Raw genomic sequence first — 24,374 nt, 5'->3', positions numbered from 1 at the left:
AAGGTGGAGGATTGTAGTCCTACATTTCCCCGGTAGCGGTAATTAGGGGGATAAATGCCGCCAAAGCAGGGATTACCGCCAGGTCATTTTCAAAATTTCCTATGAACTTGGCCGCCAGCATTCCGCCTCCCATACCAATGATCAACCATGGCAGTCGGGAGCGGGAAAGCTTCCAGATGGAGTCATCTTCCTCTACATTGTCCGAGACCCCGGACATCAGGTTTCTTTCGTCTTCTGCTGCTTCGGTAATGACGTCAATTACATCATCAATAGTAATTCTACCTACCAGTCGGCCGCGGGCATTTACCACCGGAAGAGCTTCCAAATCGTAGTGTTGCATCACCTCGACCACTTCTTCCTGCGAGCTATCGGTAGAGATGGTGTTGATCTCCGGAACGTAAATGTCTCCAACTTTTGTCTGGTCTTTCGCTAAGAGCATTTCTTTCAGGGAAACGCGACCTAGGAGCCGATCAAAATCATCCACCACATAGATGGAGTAAATTTTTTCAACATCCTCCGCCTGCTGACGAATGGCCTCAATAGTTTGTACTACATTCCATTTATAGTTGGCCTTGATTAACTCTTTGGCCATCAATCCGCCCGCAGTGTCCTCATCATAGCGCAAAAGGTCGATGATGTTGTTTTGGGCTTCCTCATCATTAATGTGGGCAATCACCTCGTCCCGCATCTGATTGGAGATTTCCAAAAGCAAATCCACGGCATCATCGGACTCCATCTCCTGCACAATGCCGGCCAGTTCTTTAGCGCTGAATTCAGCCACAAAAGGAAGCAGTACGTCTTCATCCAGGTTGGACAGGATTTCTGCCGCCAGTTCCTGATCCAGTAGCATCAGGATGTATTTGGATTCATCACTGTCCAGCTCTTCTAGGACCAGGGAGACATCGGCAGGCTCTACTCCGCGAAGGGACTCAATGATGAATCGCTCATCTTGCTCTTCCACCGCCCGCTCCAGGCGCTGAACAAAGTCTTTGGTTATTTCGAATGGGGTTGCGAATTCCAATCTGCTTCAATTTTTTGAGTGAGTAAAACAAAATCAGCAACGGTAAGCTGCTCTGCACGTTTGTCCAGCATCTCCCAGGCTCTTAGCTCATCACTTAAATTTAGCGGTTTTAAAGAATTTCGAAGCGTCTTTCTTCTATTATTAAAGCCTTGTTTTACTACACGGAAAAATAATTTTTCATCGCAATCCAGAGCTTTTACCTCATTTCGTCTTAATCGAATAACGGCAGAATCTACTTTTGGCGGCGGGTTGAAAACCCCCGGAGGAACTGTGAATAAGTATTCTACTTCATAAAATGCCTGGATTAAAACACTCAAAATGCCGTATACCTTATTCCCGTGTTTAGAAGCAATACGTTCCGCCACCTCTTTTTGGATCATGCCTACACATTCCGGAATGATATCCCGGTTTTCCAGCACTTTAAAATAAATCTGCGTCGAAATGTTGTAAGGGAAGTTGCCGATAAGTCCAAAAGCTTTGCCTTCAAATCTTTTGGAGAGATCCATTTTTAGGAAATCTCCATCAATGATGTGATCTCCAAGCTCCGGATACTTCTGGTGCAGGTAGGCAATGGATTCCTTGTCAATATCGATCAGATGCGTGTTAATGTCCTGTCGTTTTACCAAAAAGTCCGTCAACACGCCCATGCCGGGCCCTACTTCCAGTACTTCCTGGTAGTCCTTATAACCAGTCATGCCATCGGCAATTTTTTGGGCAATATTCAGGTCGGTCAGGAAGTGCTGTCCTAAATGTTTTTTTGGTCTGACGTTATTCATATGATTTTTAAAGGATTATCAGGTAAATCTTGCCAATCAGCGGCCATCTGTTTGTACAAAAATAATGCCTCCTTTGCTAAGGCTTTCCTGTGGGAAATCCTTCATTTTTCAAAAAAAGCTTTAAATTGCAGGCTCAAAAATAGATAAATTCGCTGTACCATGCACTATGCATCGGCTTTAATATCCGACAGGCATGTGCTGGCGAAGGTTTTTTCATCTTAATCGTCAATTCAATGAGGAAAGAGTCCACCGCTACGGATATGAAGCCTAAAGTGGGTATTTCAATAGGAGATATTAATGGCATCGGGCCGGAAGTTATTGTAAAGGCTTTGGCGGATAGTCGTATTCTCAACTACTGTCTTCCTGTGATATATGCCTCCCCGAAGGTGGTATTATTTTATCGTAAAAGATTTAAGATTGACGGTTTTTCCTTCCATCCGGCAGATAATATCAATAGCCTGCAGGAAGGAAAGGTGAACTTGATTCAGGTGTGGAATGATCCTTTGGAGATTACCGCAGGTAAATCTTCTGAGGTAGGCGGGCAGTTTTCCTGGGCTTCTTTGAAAGCAGCGGGAGAGGATTTAAAAGCCGGACATATTGATGCCTTGGTGACCGCCCCGATCAATAAACACAATATTCAGTCAGAGGATTTTGATTTTCCCGGCCATACCGAATACTTAACGCAGCTATCAGGGGAGGGAGAATCTTTAATGCTCCTTTGTAATAATGCGGGCTTGCGTGTGGGTACGGTGACCGGGCATATGCCGATCGCCAAAGTGCCTCAGGCGCTGACGCAGGATTTGCTTCGTAGAAAGATGAATATCTTTATTCAGAGCCTGAAGCGTGACTTTGGAATCTCCAAGCCGAAATTGGCAGTTTTGGGCTTGAATCCCCATGCCGGGGAGGAAGGCTTGTTAGGGTCTGAAGAAGAAGAGGTGATTCGTCCGGTATTAAATGATTTCAAAAAGCATGGGAATTTGGTTTATGGTCCATTTCCGGCAGATGGCTTTTTTGGTACCGGCAGTCATAAGAAGTTTGATGGCGTGTTAGCCATGTATCATGATCAGGGATTGATTCCTTTTAAGTATGCTTCTTTTGATTCCGGGGTAAATTATACCGCCGGATTGAAATTAGTGCGCACTTCGCCGGATCATGGCACGGCTTATGATATAGCAGGGAAGGGAAAGGCGGATCCGGAATCTTTCCTCGAAGCGTTATTTATGGCAGTAGATATCTGTAAAAATAGAGTGGAGAATGCAGAGCAGGTGAGGCGACCAAAAGTTTCGGTAGAAGATCTTGATCGTAAGATGTCGCGCAGAAAAGATCTGCCGCAGGATGAGATTGATAGCGAGCTGGAGAAGGATTAATAATTCCGGATAGTTTAGAATAAATTTTAGAATTATGGCCGGCAAGAGGCTTTTTTAAGCAGGTTGAAAATAATTCGTGAATTGATGGCGTGATTTTTAAAATTAATTTTTAAATTTGCGTCCTTGTTAGAGAAAAGGCGATGAATACGCTTAAGAAATTTGACATCGAAATCTTTCAGTTAGGCTTACAATCCTATGATTATGAGCTTGATTTTGACGATTCGCTCTTCAATGAGTTTGAACATAGCATCATTGAAAAGGGGAGCGGTTTGGCGAAGATTACCTTAAAAAAGGAGTCCCGCCATATTAGTATGGATTTTGACATAGAGGCCAAGGTGGAATTGATCTGTGATCGTTCACTGGAGCCTTTTGAAGAGGAAATATCGGTGGAAAACACCGCTTATTTTAAATATGGAGACGAAGAGGTGGAGTACGACGGGGAGTTTGCAGTAATCACAAAAGATACCCTGCGAATTAACGTGGCCTACTACATCTATGAGTTTCTGACCCTGGGGATGCCGATGAAAAGGCTTCATCCGAAATTCCGTGAGGAAGAGGAAGAAGAAGATTTATTGGCGGAACTACTTCCTGACCGTCGGGACGATGGCAAACTGGTGTACCAGTCGGGTGCAGAGGAGGATTCTGAGGAGGAGGCCGATGATTCTGCAACTAATGACGACCAGCCTGTTGACCCACGCTGGGAGGCATTAAAGAATTTGAAGAAAAAATAATTGGTGAATCCTAATAATTATTTAGAGCAATGGCACATCCTAAACGAAAGATCTCCAAAACTAGAAGAGACAAAAGAAGAACACACTATAAGGCAGAGCCTGTAACTTTGTCTGTATGCCCAACTACTGGCGAAACGCACGTTCGTCACCGCGCATACTGGCACGAAGGTAAACTTTACTACAAAGGTCAGGTTTACATGGAGAAAGCAGAAGCTGCTATCTAATATAGTTGATAGTACTAAAGAAGCCCCGTTCCTTTGTTGGATGGGGCTTTTGTTTTTTATAAGCTTTTTCTATACTCAAAAAGGGTGTATTGGCTTAGCATGATGATTCAGAGTGAAATAGTGCAATTTTACGGCTTGGAATTAATCTACACAAATTAATGGGAGGTTAAGGAATATTTGAAGAATTGCCAATTTTTGCCCTATATTTGCCAACTAAGCAAGTCAAAGATCGAAAGGGAGAGAGACTCTTTTCGAATTTTTTGCTGAAGGCCAGAATACTTTGGTGTTTTTGTTTTTTGCTTATGACTTGCGAATCCGGGAGGGAAAATTCGAAAAATGATCTAGCTGGTGAAAGCCGCGAAGATTTATTTGTATCTTTCCGCCCTTTAAAAATGATCAATTAGCAAAATTTAGCCAAGAGGCGCTAGGAATTACCTTCAGGCATGGAAAACTTAAAAGCAGCAGTTACTGGAGTTCACGGATATGTTCCGGACTTTGTAATGGATAATAATGAGTGGGCGAAGTACGTCGACACGAATGATGAGTGGATCGTCAGCCGAACCGGAATTAAAGAAAGACGCTTCCTGAAGGGAGAAGATCAGGGTTCTTCTGTGATGGGTATTGAGGCGGTGAAAGGACTTCTGGAAAAAACCGGAACGAAGCCGGAAGAGGTGGATTTGGTGATTTGTTGTACCGTTACACCGGATATGTTTTTCCCTGCTACTGCCAATATCATTGCGCATGGCGTTGGGGCAACGAACGCTTTCGGATATGATATGAATGCCGCTTGTTCAGGCTTCCTTTATGGAATAGTGACCGGCTCTCAGTTTATCGAAACCGGTAAATATAAAAAAGTAGTCGTGGTGGGTGCTGATAAGATGTCTTCCATAATTGATTTCAAAGATAGAACCACCTGTGTTTTGTTTGGAGATGGTGCGGCAGCGGTGATGTTGGAGCCTACTACAGAGGAATTCGGTATCATCGACAGCGAATTACAGTCCGATGGCGTAGGAGAGCCTTATTTGCATATGAAGGCCGGAGGGAGCCGTCGTCCACCAAGTCATGCGACTATCGATGCTAATGAGCACGTAATTCACCAGGAAGGTTCAACGGTATTTAAATTTGCGGTGACCAAAATGGCGGATGTAGCAGCCCAGGTTGTGGAGCGTAATGAATTGGCGCCGGAAGAAATCGCTTATTTGGTGCCTCATCAGGCCAATTTGAGAATCATTGATGCCACCCGTCGCCGTGTTGGTTTGCCCGAGGAGAAAGTGATGATTAATATATCCAAATACGGCAATACCACCAACGCTACTATCCCATTGTGTTTATGGGATTTTGAAAGTAAACTGAAGAAGGGTGATAATCTGATCCTTGCCGCCTTTGGTGGAGGCTTTACCTGGGGGGCGGTTTACCTAAAATGGGCATACGACCCAAAATAATTCCCTTCTATTTTGTTGAAATAAAGGATAGTCCTTACTTTTGACCGCCGTAAAAAAAGTGGGCAATTTTTAAGGAGTTTCCATTCTAGAAAAGAAACTACTCAAAATAATAAAGATATAGATAATGGCAACTACAGCTGATATTAGAAACGGTTTGTGCATTAAGTTTAAGTCTGGATTGTATGTGATCATTGATTTCCAGCACGTTAAACCCGGGAAAGGTCCTGCTTTTGTTCGTACCAAGTTGAAAAACCTGATGACGGGAAAAGTAATCGACAACACTTTCTCCTCTGGTCACAAAATTGAGCCGGTTCGCGTAGAGCGTCGTCAACATCAATATTCTTACACCGATGATTTCGGTTTGAATTTCATGGATACCAACACTTGGGAATCTGTGAATCTACCTGTGGATATGGTGGAAAACGCCGATCTGATGAAAGAGGGGGAGATGGTAGAAATTTTATTCCATGCCGAGGAAGAGCGTGCCTTATTATGTGAGCTTGCCGCCCACGTAACTTTAGAGGTGACTTATACGGAGCCTGGAGTAAAAGGCGATACCGCCACTAATGCAACGAAACCAGCCACCATGGAAACAGGTGCCGAAATTCAGGTACCATTGTTTATCAACCAAGGTGATAAGATTAAAGTCGATACGCGTACGAGATCGTACGTGGAACGTGTTAAAGAATAATACCCTATGAAACCATCAGAGATTAAAAGCCTGATTGACTTTATCTCTAAGTCAGGACTTAACGAGGTGAACATTGAAACAGAGGAATTTAAGATCTCTGTAGTACGCGAGCCAGAACAACCTACTCGAGTAGTAGAGACTGTTGCTGCCGCTCCTCAAGTAGCAGCTGCGGCTGCTCCTGTTGCTGCTCCGGCCCCTGCGGCTGCACCAGCATCAGCTGCGGCTCCTGCTTCTGAAGCAGCGCCTGCAGCTAATGCCAATTTGGTTACCGTTAAGGCACCGATGATTGGTACTTTTTACAAATCTGCTAACCCTGAGTCTCCGGCCTTTGTACAGGTAGGAGATAAGATTCAGGCAGGTCAGACCGTATGTATCATTGAGGCGATGAAATTGTTCAATGAGATTGAGTCAGATGTAAGCGGAACCATTGTGGAAATTTTGGTTGACGATGCTACTCCGGTAGAATTCGATACACCACTCTTCCTGGTAGATCCGACGAAATAATTTAAAAGCCCGGACTACGGTTTGGGCTTTTTTCATTTTTAGGCGTAGAAACTAAAATCAATTTTTAGGTTTTGCCTTCGTTGGATAATTTTTAATTAGCTAAAATTTCAGAAACGTGTTTAAAAAAATTCTGATTGCCAACCGTGGGGAAATCGCCATGCGCGTGATTCGTACCTGTCGGGAAATGGGCATCAAAACAGTAGCGGTTTATTCCACTGCTGATAAGGATAGTTTGCATGTGAAATTTGCAGATGAGGCGGTTTGTATCGGTCCGGCACCATCGAATGAGTCTTATCTGAAAATTCCAAATATCATTTCTGCTGCGGAAATTACCAATGCGGATGCCATTCACCCTGGTTATGGATTCCTTTCGGAGAATGCGGAATTCAGCCAGATTTGTAAGGAATACGAAATTAAATTCATCGGTGCTTCCCCTGAAATGATTCAGGGCATGGGCGACAAGGCAACTGCCAAGGCGACCATGAAAGCAGCGGGTGTTCCTACCATTCCGGGTTCAGAAGGCTTGTTGGAGTCTTTGGAGCAAGGATTGGGCTTGGCGAAGGAGATGGGTTACCCGGTTATTTTGAAAGCAACTGCCGGTGGTGGTGGACGTGGTATGCGTTTGGCCAATACCGATGAAGAGTTTGAAAAAGGTTGGCATGATGCCCGCCGTGAGTCTGCTGCTGCATTTGGAAACGATGGTCTTTATTTGGAGAAGTTCATTGAAGAGCCTCGTCACGTAGAGATTCAGATTTTGGGTGACAGCTCCGGAAAAGCCATTCACCTTTCAGAGCGTGATTGTTCCATTCAGCGTCGTCACCAGAAGTTGGTAGAAGAAACCCCTTCACCAGCATTGGATCAGGACTTGCGTGAGCGTATGGGAGCTGCTGCAGTGCGAGCTGCAGAGGCGGTAAAATACGAAGGAGCAGGTACGGTAGAATTTTTGGTGGATAAGCATGGTGCATTTTACTTCATGGAGATGAATACCCGTATTCAGGTGGAGCACCCGATTACAGAGGAAGTGACCGGCGTTGATTTGATCAAAGATCAAATCAAAATGGCCTGGGGCGAATCTGTGAAAGAGGGAGACCGTTATCCTGAGCGCGTATCGATTGAGTGTCGTATCAATGCCGAGGATCCGGGACGTGACTTCCGTCCGTCACCCGGAAAAATCACCAACCTTCACTTCCCTGGTGGTCGTGGGGTACGTGTGGATTCTCATGTTTACGCTGGATACATCATTCCCCCAAACTACGATTCTATGATCGCCAAATTGATCGTGACGGCACGTACACGTGACCGCGCTATCATTCGAATGAAGCGTGCTTTGCAGGAATTCGTGATTGAAGGGATCAAAACCACTATTCCTTTCCACCTGAAGTTAATGGATGATCCGACCTTCCAGTCTGGTCACTTCACTACGAAATTCTTGGAAGATTTTGATTTTGAAGATTTGAAAAAATAATACAATGGAAAAGCCGGGTTTTTGACTCGGCTTTTTTTTGATTTGAACCACTAATTTCACGAATTATCACTAATTATTTGTTGTAGGTGTAGTTGCTGTTTTGATGTGTCAAGGGTGGATGTGATTTTTCCATGATGAAGTTTAAGATCTCCTTGAGGACAAAGGAGTGCCCGATATTCTTAAATCGAAAAACCTAATTCGTGTAAATTAGTGCAATTGGTGCTTTCTAAAACCACACAGTAAGCAGGTAGAACCAAGAATTATCACTAATTTTTTGTTGAAGGTGTAGTTGCTGTTTTGATACATCAAGGATGGATGTGATTTTCCCCTGATGAAGTTTTAGATCTCCTTGAGGAGGACAACGGAGTTCTCGATATTCTCAAATCAAAAAATCTAATTCGTGTAAATTAGTGCAATTAGTGGTTATAAAAATTAACCGCATCAACAAATACCCATATACTTCCTCCATTCATTGAGTGAATCTCCCCTTTGATTGAATTTTTTAGGGCAATCTCCTTCCACTGCTTATCTTTAAAGCATGAATTTAGCAATCAAGCATAATGAAAAACTCAGATGGTGGGAAATCCTCGTTTATTTGGGGCTGGGATTGGGCTACGGTCTGATGTTGGTTTCCTTCTATTCTCAAAGATTACCATGGGAACTTTCCTATAAAAAGGCCATGATGGTCATCATAGCCATGGGCTTGGTGACGGCCCTGAATGTGATCTGGCTGATTCCCGCTTATATGCACAAGGGCAAATGGGCCACTTACTTTGTGCTCACCGTGATTTTGATTTTGTTGATTTCCTACCTTCATGAAAAGCTGGACCAAAACCTGATGATGCAATATATTGATGAGCTTTCGGGTAGGGAAAAACGCCTGTTTCGGGGAGGGCCGCCCCCGCATATGCGCAAAATATTTCGCTTCGCTTTTTTTGGGCAATACATTCAGTTTGCCTTAGTGCTTCTGCTTTCCACCTCCTATGAGATGACTAAATTTGCCATGGGAAAAGCCCGGGAGGCTTTAAAGCTTCGGGAGGAAACACTGCAAAGTGAGTTGAATTTCCTGAAATCACAGATCAATCCGCATTTTCTCTTCAATGCCCTGAATAATATTTATACCCTGGCTTATCTGAAATCGGATAAAGCACCGGAATTGATTTTAAAACTGTCCGATATGCTGCGTTATATATTGTATGACTGCAAAGAGGAAAGGGTAGAGATTAGTAAGGAAATCCAGTATTTAGAGGACTATATTGCCTTGCAGCAGTTAAAATCTGAAGAGCCGCTGAATGTAGAAGTAGATTTTGGCCTTTTTCCCGAGGAAATGATGGTGCCCCCCATGATTTTTATTCCTTTTGTGGAAAATGCCTTTAAGCATAGTAAGATAGAGGACCGGCAGCATGGATGGGTGAAAATTCAATTACTTCCCAAAGAGAGCGGGCTGGCATTTGAAGTTGAAAATAGTATCCCGCAAAAAGATTTTACCAAAGATCAAGTCGGTGGGATTGGGCTGCATAATGTGGCTCGTCGATTGGAATTGTTGTACCCTCAAAGCCACCAATTGGAAATTGTGGAGCAGGAAGATCGCTTCCGCGTGCGTTTACAACTGAAAAATAACAAAGCCTGACGTCATGGAAATGGAAAAAATAAAATGCCTGATCGTAGATGATGAGCAATTGGCCAGAACCTTGCTCACCGATTATGTGAAAAAAATGCCGGAGCTGGAGCTGGTGGACTGCTGCGCAAACCCATTAGACGCCATCGAGGTTTTGAAGGCCCGGGAGGTGGATTTGCTCCTGCTGGATATTCAAATGCCGGACCTTACCGGTTTTGAAATGCTTAATACCCTGGCAGATCCTCCTTTGGTGATTTTTACCACGGCCTATTCTGATTATGCAATAAAAGGTTATGAAGTGAAGGCAGTGGATTATTTACTCAAACCCTTTTCCCTTACCCGTTTTATGCAAGCGGTGGCCAAAGCGAAGGAGCAAATTGAACTCAGAAGAAAAGCAGCGAATAGCAATGCAGAGGAAGAGGCCTATTTGATGGTAAAAGAGGATTATCGCTACCATCGCATCAAAGTCAAAGACATTGCCTATGTAGAAGGCATGCGCGAATATGTACGTTATCATACGCCCGAGAAAAAGGTGATGGCCCTGGCTTCTCTTACGAAGCTGGAGTCCGAATTACCTGCGGCAGACTTTATGCGTGTCCATAAATCATATATTGTGAATTTTCAGTTTGTCACCGGCTTGGAAGGTAATCAGCTGAAGGTGCTGGATCAGTATTTACCGATCGGCAAGACACATAAAGACCGGGTGTTGAAGCGGCTGGGGGTTGGGTGATTTTTGAAACCACGAATTTTACTAATTCACACGAATTATTGTTTTTTTTATTTGTCGTTGTTGGGCTTTAGAGAAATTAGTGGTTGTTCGTGCAATAAGTGGTTCTATTAACTTTGGATTGTTTTGAATCCACGAATTAAATATTTTTTTAAATTTTGGTGAATATAGTTTGGTGTTGGGCGCTTTAGGGGATTTACTTGTCGTTAGCCTTTAAAAAATTAGTGCAAATTCGTGTAATTAGTGGTTCCAACAATTTTCAGATGGATTTTAAAGCGGCAAATTTTGGTGATTCATGTAATTAATGGTTCCTAATACTTAAAAATCCTTAAATATATAACTGCGTCATTTTATTTTTCAATCAAAGCCTTAGTTTTGAACTTTAAACCACTTCAGGCAGGAAGGCAAGTGAAAAGGAGCCTGAAGTAATTTTTCCACGGCAATAATATTTTTCCATACATTATATCCTATAGTAAATATCATGGAACAGCAAATCATTGAAAAGGCGCAGTCCTGGTTACAGATGAACATTGATGCGGATTCAAAAGCAGCCATTGAGGCATTGTTGGCCGCAGAAGACCAAACAGAATTGGTAGATGCCTTTTACAAGGATCTTGAATTTGGAACGGGTGGACTACGTGGCATCATGGGCGTGGGCTCCAACCGCATGAATCAATACACCATCGGGAAAGCCACTCAGGGGCTGTCCAATTATTTATTAAAGACCTACCCAGGGGAGGAAATCAGCGTGGCTGTAGCACATGACCCTCGGAACAATAGCCGTTTCTTCGCGGAGATCACCGCGGCGGTATTCTCGGCCAATGGCATCAAATGTTATTTGTTCAGCGAGTTGCGTCCTACTCCGGAATTGTCTTTCGCAATCCGCTCTTTAGGTTGTAAGTCCGGGGTAGTGATCACGGCCTCTCACAACCCAAAAGAGTACAATGGTTTCAAGGCGTACTGGAATGACGGTTGTCAGGTGATTGCCCCGCATGATAAAAACATTGTGAATGAGGTGAACAGCATCGCTTCTGTGGACGATGTGAAATTTGATAAGAATGAGGATTTGATCGTTCCGATTTTGGAAGAGGTAGACAATGACTTCCTGGCGGCGATCAAAGACCGATTGTTGTCTCCAGAGGCGATTGCCAATCAGAAAGATATGAAGATTGTCTTCACCGGAATTCACGGAACTGGTAATACTTTGACCCCACGCCTTTTGGAAGAGATGGGCTTTGAAAATGTCCATGTGGTAGAGGAGCAAAAGGTGATTGATGGCAACTTCCCGACTGTGGTTTATCCTAACCCGGAAGAGGCGGAAGCTTTGTCCATGGCTTTGGCCAAAGCCAAGGAACTGGATGCAGAAGTATTGATGGGTACGGATCCGGATGCGGATCGTGTCGGGATAGCGGTGAAGAATCACCATGGCGAATGGCAATTGTTGAACGGTAACCAGACCGGAGCGATGCTGTTGGCTTATGTGTTACGTCGCTGGAAAGAATTGGGTAAGATTACCGGTAAGGAATTTACCTGTTCAACCGTAGTGACCACCGGCCTTTTGGAAGATATGTCCAAAGCGGCAGGCGTGGAATACTTCAACGTATTGACCGGATTTAAATTCATTGGTGAGAAAATCAAAGAACTGGAAGGTCAGAAAACTTTCATCGGCGGTGGAGAAGAATCTTACGGTTACCTGTTCGGGGATTATGTACGCGATAAAGATGCGATTCAGGCTTGTGCCATGGTAGCAGAAGCAATCGCATGGATCAAAGATCAGGGCTTGACGGTATTCGATTTCTTGATGGAAATCTACGAAGAGCATGGCTTGTACCTGGAGAATCTGATCTCCCTGACTAAAAAAGGAAAAGCCGGCGCCGAAGAAATCCAGGCGATGATGGCGGCTTACCGTCAGAATCCTCCTCAGGAAATCAACGGATCCAAATTGGTGAAACTGATCGACTATCAGGAGTCCACCGTAAAAGACCTGGTAGCCGGAACAACTACCTCCATTGATTTACCAAAATCCAATGTATTGCAGTTCTTCACCGAAGATGGTTCGAAGATCTCTGCTCGTCCGTCCGGAACCGAGCCAAAGATCAAGTTCTACTTCTCAGTGAAAACGCCGCTTGCATCCAAAGCCGCTTTTGATGAGACTTATGCTTCCCTGGAAGCGCGCATCGAAGCCATTAAGAAAGATATGAAATTGGTTTAACGATCGATTGAAAGAAGGAAAGGCAGTTCGGGAGGACTGCCTTTTTTTGTTGCCTCAATTTTTGAAACCACTAATTTCACGAATTAACACTAATTAGGATAGTTGTAGTTTGAGAAGGTGTTGATAGGGAGTGTTGTCATGATATGGAAGTTGATTGCTACAAAGTTAGAAACCACTAATTTCACCAATTAACGCTAATTTTAATACTTCTAGTGGATGGGTGCTATTGAGAGATAAAGGGCTTTTATTGAGTTAGTTTAAATTGGTGGGTAGGTGAATAGTTATTATTTTTCTGAATATAATAATGGGAGCTGATGAACAATCTCTGAAGGGTGTTCTTTTTTCACTATGGCATTGAAATTTAAAGAGGAATATTATCTGATTGTTGGGGCAGCGATGAAAGTCCATCAATATTTTGGGAATGGTTTTTTGGAGGCAGTTTATCAGGAAGCCCTGATGCTAGAATTTGAAAAACAAAGAATACCCTTTCGTCGTGAAGTAAGCCTACCACTCTATTATCATGACGTACAAATGACGAAGTATTATGTGGCAGACTTTATACTCTACGATAGGATATTGTTAGAATTAAAGGCAGTAAAAGCGATCGATCAAAGTCATGAAGCACAAATCATTAATTACTTGAAGATCACTAAAGCGCCACTTGGGGTATTACTGAATTTTGGGGCTAGAAGCCTTCAGCATAAAAGGTATTTAATGGGTAAATAACAAAATTGTCCCTTGACCTTAGTCTCTTTTTCTGAGTGCCATTTTTCCTGATTGGCTTTATCTCCTTTACCAGCACTAGCTAAAAAATAATTAGTGTAAATTGGTGAAATTAGTGGTTTCCCTTTTCAGTCAAACTTTTTCCCCCGGATATTAGCCTCTTGCACTTTAGCTCGCTTTTACACATAAACCTTTCGAAAAAAATAATTAGTGTTAATTCGTGAAATTAGTGGTTCCATCTGTCAATCCAACTTTCCCAGCCACCATCCCAAACAACACTCCCATCTCTACCGCCACCTGCTCATTCAGCTCCGCATACACCCCTTCTTCCTCCAGGCTTCCATCCGCACTTTTCGGATCCGGATAAAGCAAGCTGAAAGTCAGGCGCGCGCCGGAAATAGCCGGTACCCTTTCTTTTGCGGTAGCGGAAGTATAGATTCCTAAAAAATGATCTTTTGGGTTCGGCGCATCCTCCAATAATTTTGAAAAAACCGCCACCGGTGCTTCTCCCTCCTGATAATACAGCTGATAGTGCGCATTTTCCCGGGCATCCAGCCGGTTGACAAATAATCCCGCATTATTCAGCGCATCCAGGGTATTGGTATGAATGGCCTCTACTTTCGTGCCGCCACTGTACATCTTGAAGCCTTTCAGCCCATGGTGCATTGCCCAGCACTTTGCCCACACCTGACAAAAGATACTACGCCGACTGTTATGGGTATCAATCCAAAGGAGGTGAAGGTTGCCATTTTCCTGCATTTCCACCATGTTTTCGGCCAGGCTGGCCAATAAAGACAAGCGTTCCTGTGGGATTTGAGCCGCCTGCTGCTGGCAGTGAGATTTGAATTTTTCGAGCATAAAATCTTAAATGGGATTAATAGTGCAAAATAGTTTTTTTGTGGGAGCAATCAAGAAGAGGATCGACTACTTTTAGGCTTTTTTAAAGCATAATATTTGAAATCCCTTAAACTGAACCGCATCTTAATTTTATCCTGAATTCAATGTAATATTGATGTACTTTAATAGGGTGGTTCTGGTGTTTTTTTAAATGTAACTAGGTATTAGTCAGTCCGAATGTTGCGGTTTTGGAGCGTTTGCCAAATATTAAAGCATTCAAATGGTTAGGATTTAATCAAATCAAGCAGTAAGAATTTTATCAATTTTTCTAATAAAATATTGACTTTATCGAATGAATATTCGCGCCTTTTCGTTGTTTTTCATTTTGTTTCCTTTTTTCTTTGTAAAGATAAAATTTAAAGTTTTTTGCTTTTTTTAGTATGTAAGGTTATTTTAAGATAGTCAATGATGTCTTTAATAATCGTTTCGGTTGTTGTTTTTTAACGATAAACCTGCTGAAAATCAGCGTAATATCTACTTTATTTTTTGTCATTTATATGATGTTGTATAACGTCATGTTTTATTTAATTTGATACAAATACCATAGTATTTTTACACTAGACTGATATAATTATGGGGAAGAGGCTACTGTTATTTTTATTTTGTTGCTTGCCGCTGGTGGGGATGGGGCAGACGGTGACTTGGACTGGGGCTGCAGGGGATAATCTTTGGAGTACGATCGGGAATTGGGAAAATGAAAGAGGTGAAAATCAATTGCCTACATCTCAGGATCTCGTTGATTTGAAAAATGGCTTTACCGATGTTACAGGTGAAGTATTTGCGAAAGATATAATTAATGGAAGGGTTTTTGCACTTGAGGGTTCTATTATTAATTTGTATGGTACTATAGGCTTTTCTCCGTATTCTATTGCTGCATTCGGGAGTGACTATACAATTAATTTTTTAAGTGAAAGTGATGGACTTATAATTCCTGCTAATAATTATAAAACGTTGAATTTAGCGGGGTCGGGAAAGAAGATTATTAACAGCAATTTATCTGTAACTACATTTGATGCCTCCTCCGCCTCCTCAGTAGAGTTTCAAGGAGCCGTTGCTGTCCCTAGCGGATCTTATGGGGATTTAGTAATTTCAGGTTCTGGTGTGAAAACAATGAAGGATGATTACATTGTGAACTCTCTAACGGCAACTTCTGATGTCAAATTTAATGGTGGAGTTGGTTTTTCAGGTGCTTCAGCATATTCTTTTGAAAATATTGAATCGACCACTGGTGCTATAACAGTTGATGGTACATTGAACGTAGGAGGTGAATGGGTGGCTAGTGGTACAATCATATCAACTGGAACGGTAGTCTTCAATTCCTCCTCAGAACAAACTATTCCTCAAATTACCTACAGTAGCTTATCACTTTCAGGAGGCAAGAAACTGTTGAATCATAATTTGAACTATACTGGTGTTTTCGACCCAAGTGGTGCAATAGTAGAATTTACAGGAGGTGTGACGGTAATTCCAGCGGTATTAAATTACGGGAGTGTTTTGGTAAATACCTCCTCTGCGGTCAATTTAAGTGGTAATTATGGAGTGACAGACACTTTCATTGCAAATAGTGATGTTAATTTGAACAATACTACGCATTTTTTGGAAACAGGGCTGGTTGAATTCAATAATAAGGTTACGACTAGTGACATTAAGTATGAGTTAACAGTGGAAGGAGATGTGAATTTGGGTAGCGGAGCCAGGTTTTCAGATGTTGCATTGTACTTTAATGGAGCAAGTGATCAAACATTTTCAGCATTAGATTCAGTGCCAGATGTGGTTGTGGAAAAACCATCAGGTAAGTTAATTCCATCTAATATTGAATTTTCAGGGAACCTTCAGTTAACTTCTGGTAATCTTTCCTGGACCGCCAGTTCTAGAATAGCGGGTAATCTGACTATTGGTTCTTCATTTTCAAATATTGAAACCAGCCAAACTGCCCCTTTGACCTTTTCAGGTAAGGAGACGCAAAGCATAACAACTAATGGTAAAGTAATAGATTATTTTCGCTTAGAGAAAACTACTGGTACTTTAACTCCTACCGATGAACTTCAGATTTCAAAAGAGCTTCAAATTGCTGGTGGGGTTTTAAACACCAATGATAATGTTACTTTACTGGCCAGTGCAAGTTCTCAGGCGATTATTCCTGAGATTACCGGTGGAGAGATTTCTGGAAATGTAAATGTGGAGGTTTACTTTCCTTACGATAAACAGGGCTATGCACAATTTAATGCACCGGTAAATGGCATGGCATTTAATGATTGGGCCGGACAAAATGGGCAAATTGTAGAAGTTGGTGGGGTTCATAGATATAATGAGTCTATTAATAAATGGGAGGCGCTTACAGCTTCAGAATTGGCCTCTGCCACAAGTGCTGGCGAAGGTTATAATATCTATGTGTATAATGAATTTATTAATAGTGGCAATACCAAATTGACTTCCACTGGAGGAGTTAATCAGGGAAATGTTACTAAAGGAGTAACTTTGGAAGGAGATGGTGTGGGGGTTGGCTTCAATTGTATAGCAAATCCATATGCAGCGCCTATCAGTTCCTCGGAGGTGTTGGATGCCCATTTTGGGAAAATTCAGGGAGAGCTGTTGCAAGTTCGAAATATGGCTACCGGTGGGTATACTCAGATTGTAAGAAATGGACAGAATGATGGATTTGAATTTTCCTTGGGTCAAGCTTTTTTCATTCAGGCTACTGAGAATTTCACATTTAACTTTCAGGAATCTTTTAAAACCAATTCCGCCAATGTGAAGCCTCATCGGACTCAAAATAATGGAGGCTTGATGACTTTTAGTCTGCTGGATGATCAGGGGAATGAGGATAATGCTTTTTTGAGAGGTACAGAAGAGGATATGTTGAATTTTTATTCGGTCTATAAGCTAAAAGGTGCAGCCCATAATATTGCTTTGCAGAGAGATTCTATTGAAATGGTAATGCTAGGTTTCGATGAGGATCAGGAACTGGATAGTCTGGTGTTGCCAATTTGGGTAAACTTCAAAAAGATTGGCTCCTATGAGATAAAGTTGAATAATAAGATTGAAAGCTTAGATGCTTTTGATTTAATCCTTTTTGATCATTATACTCAAGACTCTTTAGTCGCAGAAGGAGGGGAATTAAATTTGAATTTTGAGGTGTCGCAAGAACCATCTTCTTATGCTTCAGATCGATTTTCACTACAAATTGTAAGGAAAAAAATTATTACCGATTTGGATCAGCTTAGGGAGGTTCGAGTATTTCCTAATCCAGTAACCTCAAAGAAGATTCATGTTGATTGGGTTAAACAACCTACCCAAATAGAAGTTGCGGTTTTTAATATTTCAGGTACTATAATTGATAATTTTCCATTGAATGGTACTGTGATTTCAGGGAGGAAGTGGTTAAGTCAACCAGGAATTTACTTCTTGACTTTAAAGGCGAACGGTGTTTCCAATACCCATAAAATAATAGTGAACTAGGATGAAAAATATTTTATGTACAATCTTATTGTTGTTTGGGCTGATGAGTTTAGCGCATGCCCAAAATACAACGAGGTCTAATGGGCTTCAAAGGTCGGCTCAATCCAGTAGGTCTGGGGTTTCAACCATGAATGATGGGTTAATTGGCATAGATCCTGATCCTACTCCACCTCCACAAGCCCCCATTGATGGGGGGGTAGGTTTATTGGCTCTTGGGGCAGGCGCATTAGGGGCATATAAGCTACGAAAGAAAAAAAAATAAGGATAAAAAAAGGTGACTGCTTGGTCACCTTTTTTTATAAAGGGTAATGTATTAATTCCATAAAAAATGATGAAACAGTGAAATAAAGGATAGGTTATGTAAAAAAAACATCAAACCTATGAAAATCTACATCTCTAAACTGTTTGCTCGTTTCAGCTTTAACAGCTTACTACACTTCTTCTCGCTTTTCCTATTTTTTTCCAATGCAGGAATAGCAATTGGAGGGCAGCCGGTTTTTACCACACTGACCGTTACTGATTCAAGAGGTATTTCGGATCAGGTTATTTTTAGAAATCAAGCAACAGCGCAATCAGGTTTTGATTTCTACGACGGGAGTAAACTGGAAAATGATCATTTAAATGTTTTCTCAGTATTAGAAGATGGGAAATATTTGGTAATAGATGCGCGTCCGTTTGAAACACAAGCTTCTCCGGTGACCATCGGGCTGAAAAATGATACAATCGGGCTTCATCAATTTTCTTTCTCTGATGAGGTGTTTTTTCAAAGTGTTGTGATTACTGATTTAAGCAATGGGCAACAATATCAGTGGGGGTAGGAGATGCGGCATTTGCTATGGAGGTGTTTTTGTCTGAGCCAGAGGAGGTACATTGGTATCGTTTAGAGTTTATGATGGAGGATCCAACACAAGATGATCAACTTACCCTAAGCTCTCAGCAAGTCTCTCCGGACAGTACCTTTTCCATGCCCTTAACAGGCCCTTCAGGAGAGTTTTTTGGCTTTCAGGCCGGTTTTCAATTTGATCCCAATGCTTTGACTTTGGAAAGTATCACGGCCGGAGATATTCCCCTTTCAGAAAATCATTATGCGGTGGCGAATGGGGAGATTCGCATCAGTTGGGATAGCGGTAGCCCTGTACAGGTAGGGGATCATTGGCTTACCCTTAATTTTCGATTGAATCAATTGGCCGCAGGAGATTCCAGCAGGGTGGTTCCACTAGTATCTTTTCCGGCAGAAATTATTGATGCCGATTACCAGCTTATGGAGCCGGAAGTATTGGGAGGATATGTGAAAGTTCTGGAAATGGTACAGGCGAATTTATTCTTTGAAAAGGCGGAGAGTGGAACGCCGGTGCCGCATTTCCCCTTTATTTGGAATGGTGCATCACAGCTGGCCGATGCTAGTGGTGGTTGGACTTATAGCAACACAAAAGGAAGTCCGTTCCAATGGTCAGTCATGGAATTACCCAATGAGGCTTATGGTACGGATGTTTCCACTTTGGATATTCTATTGGCGAGGCGATCCTTATTGACTGGAGATCCATTGAGTACTGCGGGTGCCTGGGCAGCGGATATCAACGGAGATGGGAATTTGAGTACGCAGGATTTGGTGTTGATGCGTGCCCATATTTTGCAATCCACTGCTCCACTCCCCATCATCGCCCAATTTGAAGGCTTGCAGCAGGAGGAAGGAGTACTAAACCAGGATGTTGAATGGCGTTTTCAGGCAGTGCAATTGGGGGATGTAAGTGGGGATTGGCTACAATCGGCGAATAGAGAAGCCGAGCCGCCGCTTTTACAGTTTACTATGAAAAAAGTAGCCAATGGTTGGGGGTTGTTTGGGGATTTTGGCGATCAGGAAATTTCCGCCCTGCAATGGCAGCTTAATGGAAATCAGCATCAATTGGGACTAACTAGCGCGGATATCTCTCCCTGGTATTTGAATGAGCAAGAAACTGCCCTTAATATGGTTTACCTGCCTCAACATCCGCTTGCCCTGGATCCTCAGGTGCCGTTGCTTGTAATGGAACATGTTAAGGCAGGACAGGATTTATTAGGAGCCGGGCTCTTGCCTCGCCTTTGGGATCAGGATTTCAATGAATATGGGGTGGAACTGGTCTGGGAATATGGGCAAGTCGCTAAGGAAGTATTGGCCTTTCCTAATCCGGCAAGCGATCAATTGCTGCTGAATACCGGCGGGCGGGCGGTGGTTTATCATATTATGAATCAGCAGGGGCAGCTAGTAGCTCAGGGGAAGCTGGGCAACGAAGGAGCAAGCGTTTTTCCCCTGCAGTGGTCCAATAGTTGGGGTACCGGTGTGTTTATGCTGCGTCTGCTGAAAAATGGAAAATGGGAGCAGCAAAAAGTGATGATCAGATAGGGCCTGGGTTTTGGTTTTTGAAAAAAGGGAAGCGGAAATGCTTCCCTTTTTTTATATTGCGCTTCACAACAATAATAAAAAACCGATGAAAGCAGGCTGGCATGTCCTTTATACCCAATCCCGAAAAGAAAAAGTCGTGGCAGAACGACTGGAAGAGGTTGGGCTAGAGGTTTTTCTCCCACTCCATAAAGTTTTACGCCAATGGAGCGACCGGAAAAAATGGGTAGAAGTGCCATTATTTAACTCCTATGTGTTTGTCAAGCTGGAGGATGATCAGGCTTATTTAAAGGCTTTGAATACCAAAGGGGCTTCCTGGTTTGTGCAATTTCAGGGTGATGCTGCGCGTGTCTCCCAACAAGAGATTGACATCATGCGCTATATGATCGGGCAGGAAGAACAGATCCAGGCCACCGAAGAGGCTTTTGCCGAGGGCGAAAAAGTATTGATTCAATATGGCCCCTTCCGTGATCTGACTGCCGAGATTGTCGCCATTCAGGGTGGGCGGCGTGTATTGCTGCGTATTGAAAACCTGGGGCAGGGGCTGTTGTTGAATATGGAGCAAGTCGCTTTGAAGAAGATGTGATGGGTTTTAAGCCACAAATTTCACAAATTAACACGAATGAAATTTAAGGAAAAACAGATCTTAGTGGGGGAATTAAGCACCGCACCCTTTTGATAATTGTGCCCACGTCCAACTTTATCCCAAAAATTTGTGCAATTTGTGGCCACCATCAATACCCAACCCTTCAAAAAAATTAGTGTTAATTCGCGCAATTCGAGGTTTCTATCTCGCGACTAAATTCTGCGTCTTTGGATGGGGTCGTAGTGATGCTCGCACGGCTCGCTGTAACACTACGACCAGGGTAAGAATTAAGCACGGCACCCTTTTGATAATTGTGCCGACGTCCAACCTAATCCCAAAAATTTGTGCAATTTGTGGCCACCACCACTACCCAACCCTTCAAAAAAATTCGTGTTAATTCGCGCAATTCGCGGTTTCTATCTCACCACCAACTTACACTCAGTAATAATTCGAGGCTACATTCTTCGGCTTTGTATGGGGTCGTAGTGATGCTCGCGCGGCTCGCTGTAACACTACGACCAGTATAAATTCGATATAACACTACAATCAGTATAAATTTACTGTTACACACCGCCTAGTTTTGTGCCCTCTTGCCCATCCTAATCCTAAAAATACGTGAAATTTGTGGCCACCAACAACGCTCACCGCTTTCAAAAAAAAGTATTCATTCGTGACATTATTCCAACTACAGACAGGAAAGCTTGCGCCTTTCCCACATTCTTTCTAATTTAAATAAATAAGAAAACTGCTATGGAAGGGAAAGATTTTGGTATTAGCGAGCAGTCCTGGCGGCAGCTAATAGAGGCTTTGAGCCGTTTTCCTCAAATTGAGCGTGCCGTCATTTTCGGATCTCGAGCTTTGGGGAATTATAAAAGAGGATCTGATATAGATTTGGCCATTTATGGTAAGCAAGTGGATGAACGGTTATTGTTTCAATTGCGATCCTTTATTGAAGAGGAAACCTTCATTCCCTATTTTATGGATATTCTACATTATGAAAAAATCACCCATCTTCCTTTAAGAAATCATATCGATCAAGAGGGAAAGGTTATTTTTGCGAAGCAACTGGTTTAGAGGAATGATTTAATTAAATGGAAGATAATAGATTTCAATTACGTTTTCAAAATTTTGATTTAGCTTTTCATCAATTACAGGAAGCTGTAGGGCGGATTGCTGAATTAGATGACCTGGCGAAAGAGGGACTAATTCAACGTTTTGAATATACTTTAGAGTTAGCGTGGAAGTGTATGAAGGATTATTTGGAGGAACAGGAAGTGGAAGCAAAGTTCCCAAAGGAAGTCATACGACAGGCTTTTAGGTATGAGATTATTGATGATGGCGAGTTATGGTTGGAAATGCTTAGTAAAAGAAATCTTTTGGCACATACCTATAATGTTGTTTTATTTCATGAGGCTATTGATGAAATCCTTAATAGATACTATAACGCTATTCTTGCCCTGCACTCCTATTTTCAAAAGGTACAGGCTGGTTATGACTGAGTATATTGATTTTTTAGCTGCAAACTTCCCAAATTATCAAGAATAGAATTTTAGGAATGGAATGCCGTAGTGGGGCTTTAAAGAAAAACATTCCCTTGAGTATTACTCTCGCAGCCAAATAATCCTAAACATTTGCGAAATTTGTGGCTGCCACCACCACCCAAACCTTTAAAATAATTCGTGTTAATTCGCGCAATTCGTGGCTTCTATCTCGCGCCCAACTTACACTCAGTAAAAATTCGAAGCTACATTCTGCGGCTTTGGGTGGGGTCGTAGTGATGCTCGCACGGCTCGCTGTAACACTACAACCAGTATAAATTCACTGTGACACAACGCCCAGTTTAGTGCTCTCGCACCCAAATAATCCCAAAAATTTGCGCAATTTGTGGCAACAATCACCGCTCAACCCTTTCAAAAAAATTAGTGTTAATTCGCGCAATTCGTGGTTTCTATCTCGCGACCAACTTCCATTCAGTAAAATTCGAGGCTAAATTTTGTGGCTTTGTATGGGGTCGTAGTGATGCTCGCACGGCTCGCTGTAACACTACGACCAGTGTATATTGCTCTCTTGCCCATTTTAATCCCAAAAATTTGCGAAATTTGTGGCTACCACCAACACCCAACCCTTTCAAAAAAATTAGTGTTAATTCGCGCAATTCGTGGTTTCCTCCTCGCGCCCAACCAAATTCCATAATTTTGTGGCAAAAAAGCTCAAATCAATCACATTCCTGATAAATTTACCCTGTGGAAAGCAATCATCATATTAACTCCCTGGAAGCTCCCCTGAAAATAGGGGTTATCGGTTTAGGCTATGTTGGCCTACCACTCGCGGTGGCTTTTTCAGCAAAATATCCCACCATTGGCTTCGATATTGACGCTCAGCGAGTATCGGATATTCAAAATGGAGTGGATCAAACAAAAATGGTTCCTCAGGCAGAAATTCAGCAGGCCAAAGACCTACAATTGAGCCATGAACTTTCTGTTTTGAAGGATTGTAATGTCTATATTATTACGGTCCCGACACCGGTGGATCAGCATCATCAACCTGATTTTTCTTTTTTATTGGGGGCAAGCAGGATGGTGGGGCAACTGCTTAGCATGGGAGATGTAGTGATTTATGAATCTACGGTGTATCCCGGGGCTACGGAGGAAAAGTGTGTACCCCTTTTAGTGGAAGTTTCTGGTTTAACTTTCAATCGGGATTTTTTTGTAGGCTATTCCCCGGAACGTATCGTGCCGGGAGATGGCCATAAAAAGCTGGGACAGATTAAGAAAGTCACTTCTGGCTCCACTCCTGAAATTGCCCGTAAAATTGACGCCCTCTATCAGGAAATTATTTCTGCCGGAACGCATTTAGCCTCTTCCATTAAAGTGGCGGAAGCGGCCAAGATTATCGAGAATTGCCAAAGAGACATTAATATTTCCTTCATGAATGAGCTGGCGGTAATCTTTGATAAAATGGAGTTGGACACGCAGGAAGTGTTGGCCGCTGCCCGTACAAAATGGAATTTTTTGCCTTTCTACCCGGGCCTGGTAGGTGGCCATTGCATATCGGTAGATCCTTATTATTTGGCCATGAAAGCGGAGGAATTGGGGCATCATCCTGCTGTAATTCTCTCCGGTCGCCGGATCAATGATCAAATGGGTAGCTTTGTGGCCTCAAAAGTAATCAAACTGATGGTGAAAAAAGGCATTCCGATCAAAGATGCCCCGGTCTTGGTTTTGGGGATTTCATTTAAAGAAAACTGCCCGGATATCCGGAATACCAAAGTGGTGGATCTCATTCAGGAACTCAAGGATTTTGGGGCAGAGGTGGATGTTTTTGACCCTATAGTGGATGCGCAGGAGGTAAAGCGCAATTTCAATATCGATCTATTGGGAAAAGTCAACAAGCAGTACGCGGCAGTTATTCTTGCGGTCAACCATACTGAATTACTGAATTGGCCCGTGGAGGAATATTTACAAGCTGTATCGGTCGTATTTGATGTGAAGGCCGCCTGGCCCAGGCATTTGGTGGATGGGAGGTTGTAGATTTTTTTAGCCACAAATTCCCCA

22 protein-coding genes are annotated in these 24,374 nt (G+C 42.6%); 19 read left to right on the top strand and 3 right to left on the bottom strand.

Annotated features, from left to right (window positions below; all coding sequences use genetic code 11):
* Window positions 1–19 precede the first annotated feature (19 nt).
* Window positions 20–1,021: a magnesium transporter gene (locus NG22_RS09535; protein WP_367379232.1), complete on the bottom strand. Its 1,002-nt coding sequence runs from the start codon at window positions 1,019–1,021 to the stop codon at window positions 20–22.
* Window positions 994–1,797 carry a 16S rRNA (adenine(1518)-N(6)/adenine(1519)-N(6))-dimethyltransferase RsmA gene (gene rsmA, locus NG22_RS09530; protein ID WP_053405540.1) on the bottom strand — a complete coding sequence of 268 codons (804 nt, stop codon included), beginning with the start codon at window positions 1,795–1,797 and terminating at the stop codon, window positions 994–996. Before rsmA ends, NG22_RS09535 begins: the two co-directional genes overlap by 28 nt.
* A 233-nt stretch (window positions 1,798–2,030) precedes the next feature.
* Here rsmA and pdxA point away from each other — a divergent pair, with 233 nt between their 5' ends.
* The 11 genes from pdxA (at window position 2,031) to NG22_RS09480 (ending at window position 13,504) form a co-directional block, all read left to right on the top strand.
* Complete coding sequence (pdxA, locus tag NG22_RS09525; protein WP_053405539.1) at window positions 2,031–3,164, top strand: 4-hydroxythreonine-4-phosphate dehydrogenase PdxA; 1,134 nt, start codon at window positions 2,031–2,033, stop codon at window positions 3,162–3,164.
* Between the two features lie 140 nt (window positions 3,165–3,304).
* The gene (locus NG22_RS09520; protein WP_053405538.1) at window positions 3,305–3,895 is read left to right on the top strand and encodes a DUF177 domain-containing protein; all 591 of its coding nucleotides are present in this window, start codon (window positions 3,305–3,307) and stop codon (window positions 3,893–3,895) included.
* Window positions 3,896–3,924: 29 nt separating this feature from the next.
* The gene (gene rpmF / locus NG22_RS17370; protein WP_071932182.1) at window positions 3,925–4,119 is read left to right on the top strand and encodes a 50S ribosomal protein L32; all 195 of its coding nucleotides are present in this window, start codon (window positions 3,925–3,927) and stop codon (window positions 4,117–4,119) included.
* 443 nt (window positions 4,120–4,562) lie between these two features.
* The gene (locus tag NG22_RS09515) at window positions 4,563–5,561 is read left to right on the top strand and encodes a beta-ketoacyl-ACP synthase III (protein WP_053405537.1); all 999 of its coding nucleotides are present in this window, start codon (window positions 4,563–4,565) and stop codon (window positions 5,559–5,561) included.
* A gap of 124 nt (window positions 5,562–5,685) precedes the next feature.
* On the top strand, window positions 5,686–6,252 hold the full coding sequence (gene efp, locus NG22_RS09510) for an elongation factor P (protein ID WP_053405536.1): 567 nt from the start codon (window positions 5,686–5,688) through the stop codon (window positions 6,250–6,252).
* Window positions 6,253–6,258: 6 nt separating this feature from the next.
* Window positions 6,259–6,756 (top strand): acetyl-CoA carboxylase biotin carboxyl carrier protein, encoded by a 498-nt coding sequence (gene accB / locus NG22_RS09505; protein ID WP_053405535.1) that lies wholly within the window; start codon window positions 6,259–6,261, stop codon window positions 6,754–6,756.
* Window positions 6,757–6,871: 115 nt separating this feature from the next.
* Complete coding sequence (accC, locus tag NG22_RS09500) at window positions 6,872–8,221, top strand: acetyl-CoA carboxylase biotin carboxylase subunit (RefSeq protein ID WP_053405534.1); 1,350 nt, start codon at window positions 6,872–6,874, stop codon at window positions 8,219–8,221.
* A 538-nt stretch (window positions 8,222–8,759) separates the two neighbouring features.
* A complete protein-coding gene (locus tag NG22_RS09495; protein ID WP_053405533.1) occupies window positions 8,760–9,851 on the top strand; it encodes a sensor histidine kinase in 1,092 nt (363 codons plus the stop codon).
* Window positions 9,852–9,855: 4 nt separating this feature from the next.
* Window positions 9,856–10,569, top strand: a complete 714-nt coding sequence (locus tag NG22_RS09490; protein WP_253275669.1) for a LytTR family DNA-binding domain-containing protein — start codon at window positions 9,856–9,858, stop codon at window positions 10,567–10,569.
* Window positions 10,570–11,047: 478 nt separating this feature from the next.
* On the top strand, window positions 11,048–12,778 hold the full coding sequence (locus NG22_RS09485; RefSeq protein WP_053405532.1) for a phospho-sugar mutase: 1,731 nt from the start codon (window positions 11,048–11,050) through the stop codon (window positions 12,776–12,778).
* A 348-nt stretch (window positions 12,779–13,126) separates the two neighbouring features.
* Entirely contained in the window at window positions 13,127–13,504 is a 378-nt protein-coding gene (locus tag NG22_RS09480) for a GxxExxY protein (protein ID WP_053405531.1), read from the top strand.
* 210 nt (window positions 13,505–13,714) lie between these two features.
* Here the strand turns inward: NG22_RS09480 and NG22_RS09475 are convergent, their stop codons facing one another.
* Window positions 13,715–14,359, bottom strand: a complete 645-nt coding sequence (locus NG22_RS09475) for a hypothetical protein (RefSeq protein ID WP_053405530.1) — start codon at window positions 14,357–14,359, stop codon at window positions 13,715–13,717.
* A 663-nt stretch (window positions 14,360–15,022) separates the two neighbouring features.
* Here NG22_RS09475 and NG22_RS09470 point away from each other — a divergent pair.
* The 8 genes from NG22_RS09470 (at window position 15,023) to NG22_RS09430 (ending at window position 24,350) form a co-directional block, all read left to right on the top strand.
* Entirely contained in the window at window positions 15,023–17,857 is a 2,835-nt protein-coding gene (locus NG22_RS09470) for a T9SS type A sorting domain-containing protein (RefSeq protein ID WP_053405529.1), read from the top strand.
* Window position 17,858: 1 nt separating this feature from the next.
* Window positions 17,859–18,119, top strand: coding sequence for a PID-CTERM protein-sorting domain-containing protein (locus tag NG22_RS18325; RefSeq protein ID WP_367379231.1), 261 nt, complete (start codon window positions 17,859–17,861; stop codon window positions 18,117–18,119).
* A gap of 118 nt (window positions 18,120–18,237) precedes the next feature.
* Window positions 18,238–18,675, top strand: a complete 438-nt coding sequence (locus tag NG22_RS09460; protein ID WP_053405527.1) for a hypothetical protein — start codon at window positions 18,238–18,240, stop codon at window positions 18,673–18,675.
* Window positions 18,666–20,237, top strand: a complete 1,572-nt coding sequence (locus NG22_RS09455) for a T9SS type A sorting domain-containing protein (RefSeq protein WP_157600976.1) — start codon at window positions 18,666–18,668, stop codon at window positions 20,235–20,237. The genes NG22_RS09460 and NG22_RS09455 overlap by 10 nt, the downstream gene beginning before the upstream one ends.
* Before the next feature lie 37 nt (window positions 20,238–20,274).
* Complete coding sequence (locus tag NG22_RS09450; RefSeq protein WP_053405525.1) at window positions 20,275–20,820, top strand: UpxY family transcription antiterminator; 546 nt, start codon at window positions 20,275–20,277, stop codon at window positions 20,818–20,820.
* Between the two features lie 750 nt (window positions 20,821–21,570).
* Window positions 21,571–21,894: a nucleotidyltransferase family protein gene (locus tag NG22_RS09445; RefSeq protein WP_053405524.1), complete on the top strand. Its 324-nt coding sequence runs from the start codon at window positions 21,571–21,573 to the stop codon at window positions 21,892–21,894.
* A 17-nt stretch (window positions 21,895–21,911) separates the two neighbouring features.
* Window positions 21,912–22,319 (top strand): nucleotidyltransferase substrate binding protein, encoded by a 408-nt coding sequence (locus NG22_RS09440; RefSeq protein WP_053405523.1) that lies wholly within the window; start codon window positions 21,912–21,914, stop codon window positions 22,317–22,319.
* 744 nt (window positions 22,320–23,063) lie between these two features.
* Complete coding sequence (locus NG22_RS09430; RefSeq protein WP_253275668.1) at window positions 23,064–24,350, top strand: nucleotide sugar dehydrogenase; 1,287 nt, start codon at window positions 23,064–23,066, stop codon at window positions 24,348–24,350.
* Window positions 24,351–24,374: the final 24 nt, after the last annotated feature.

The organism is Persicobacter sp. CCB-QB2, assembly GCF_001274635.1.
Classification (GTDB): Bacteria; Bacteroidota; Bacteroidia; order Cytophagales; family Cyclobacteriaceae; genus Persicobacter; species Persicobacter diffluens.
This window is presented reverse-complemented; position numbering and strand designations above follow the sequence as displayed.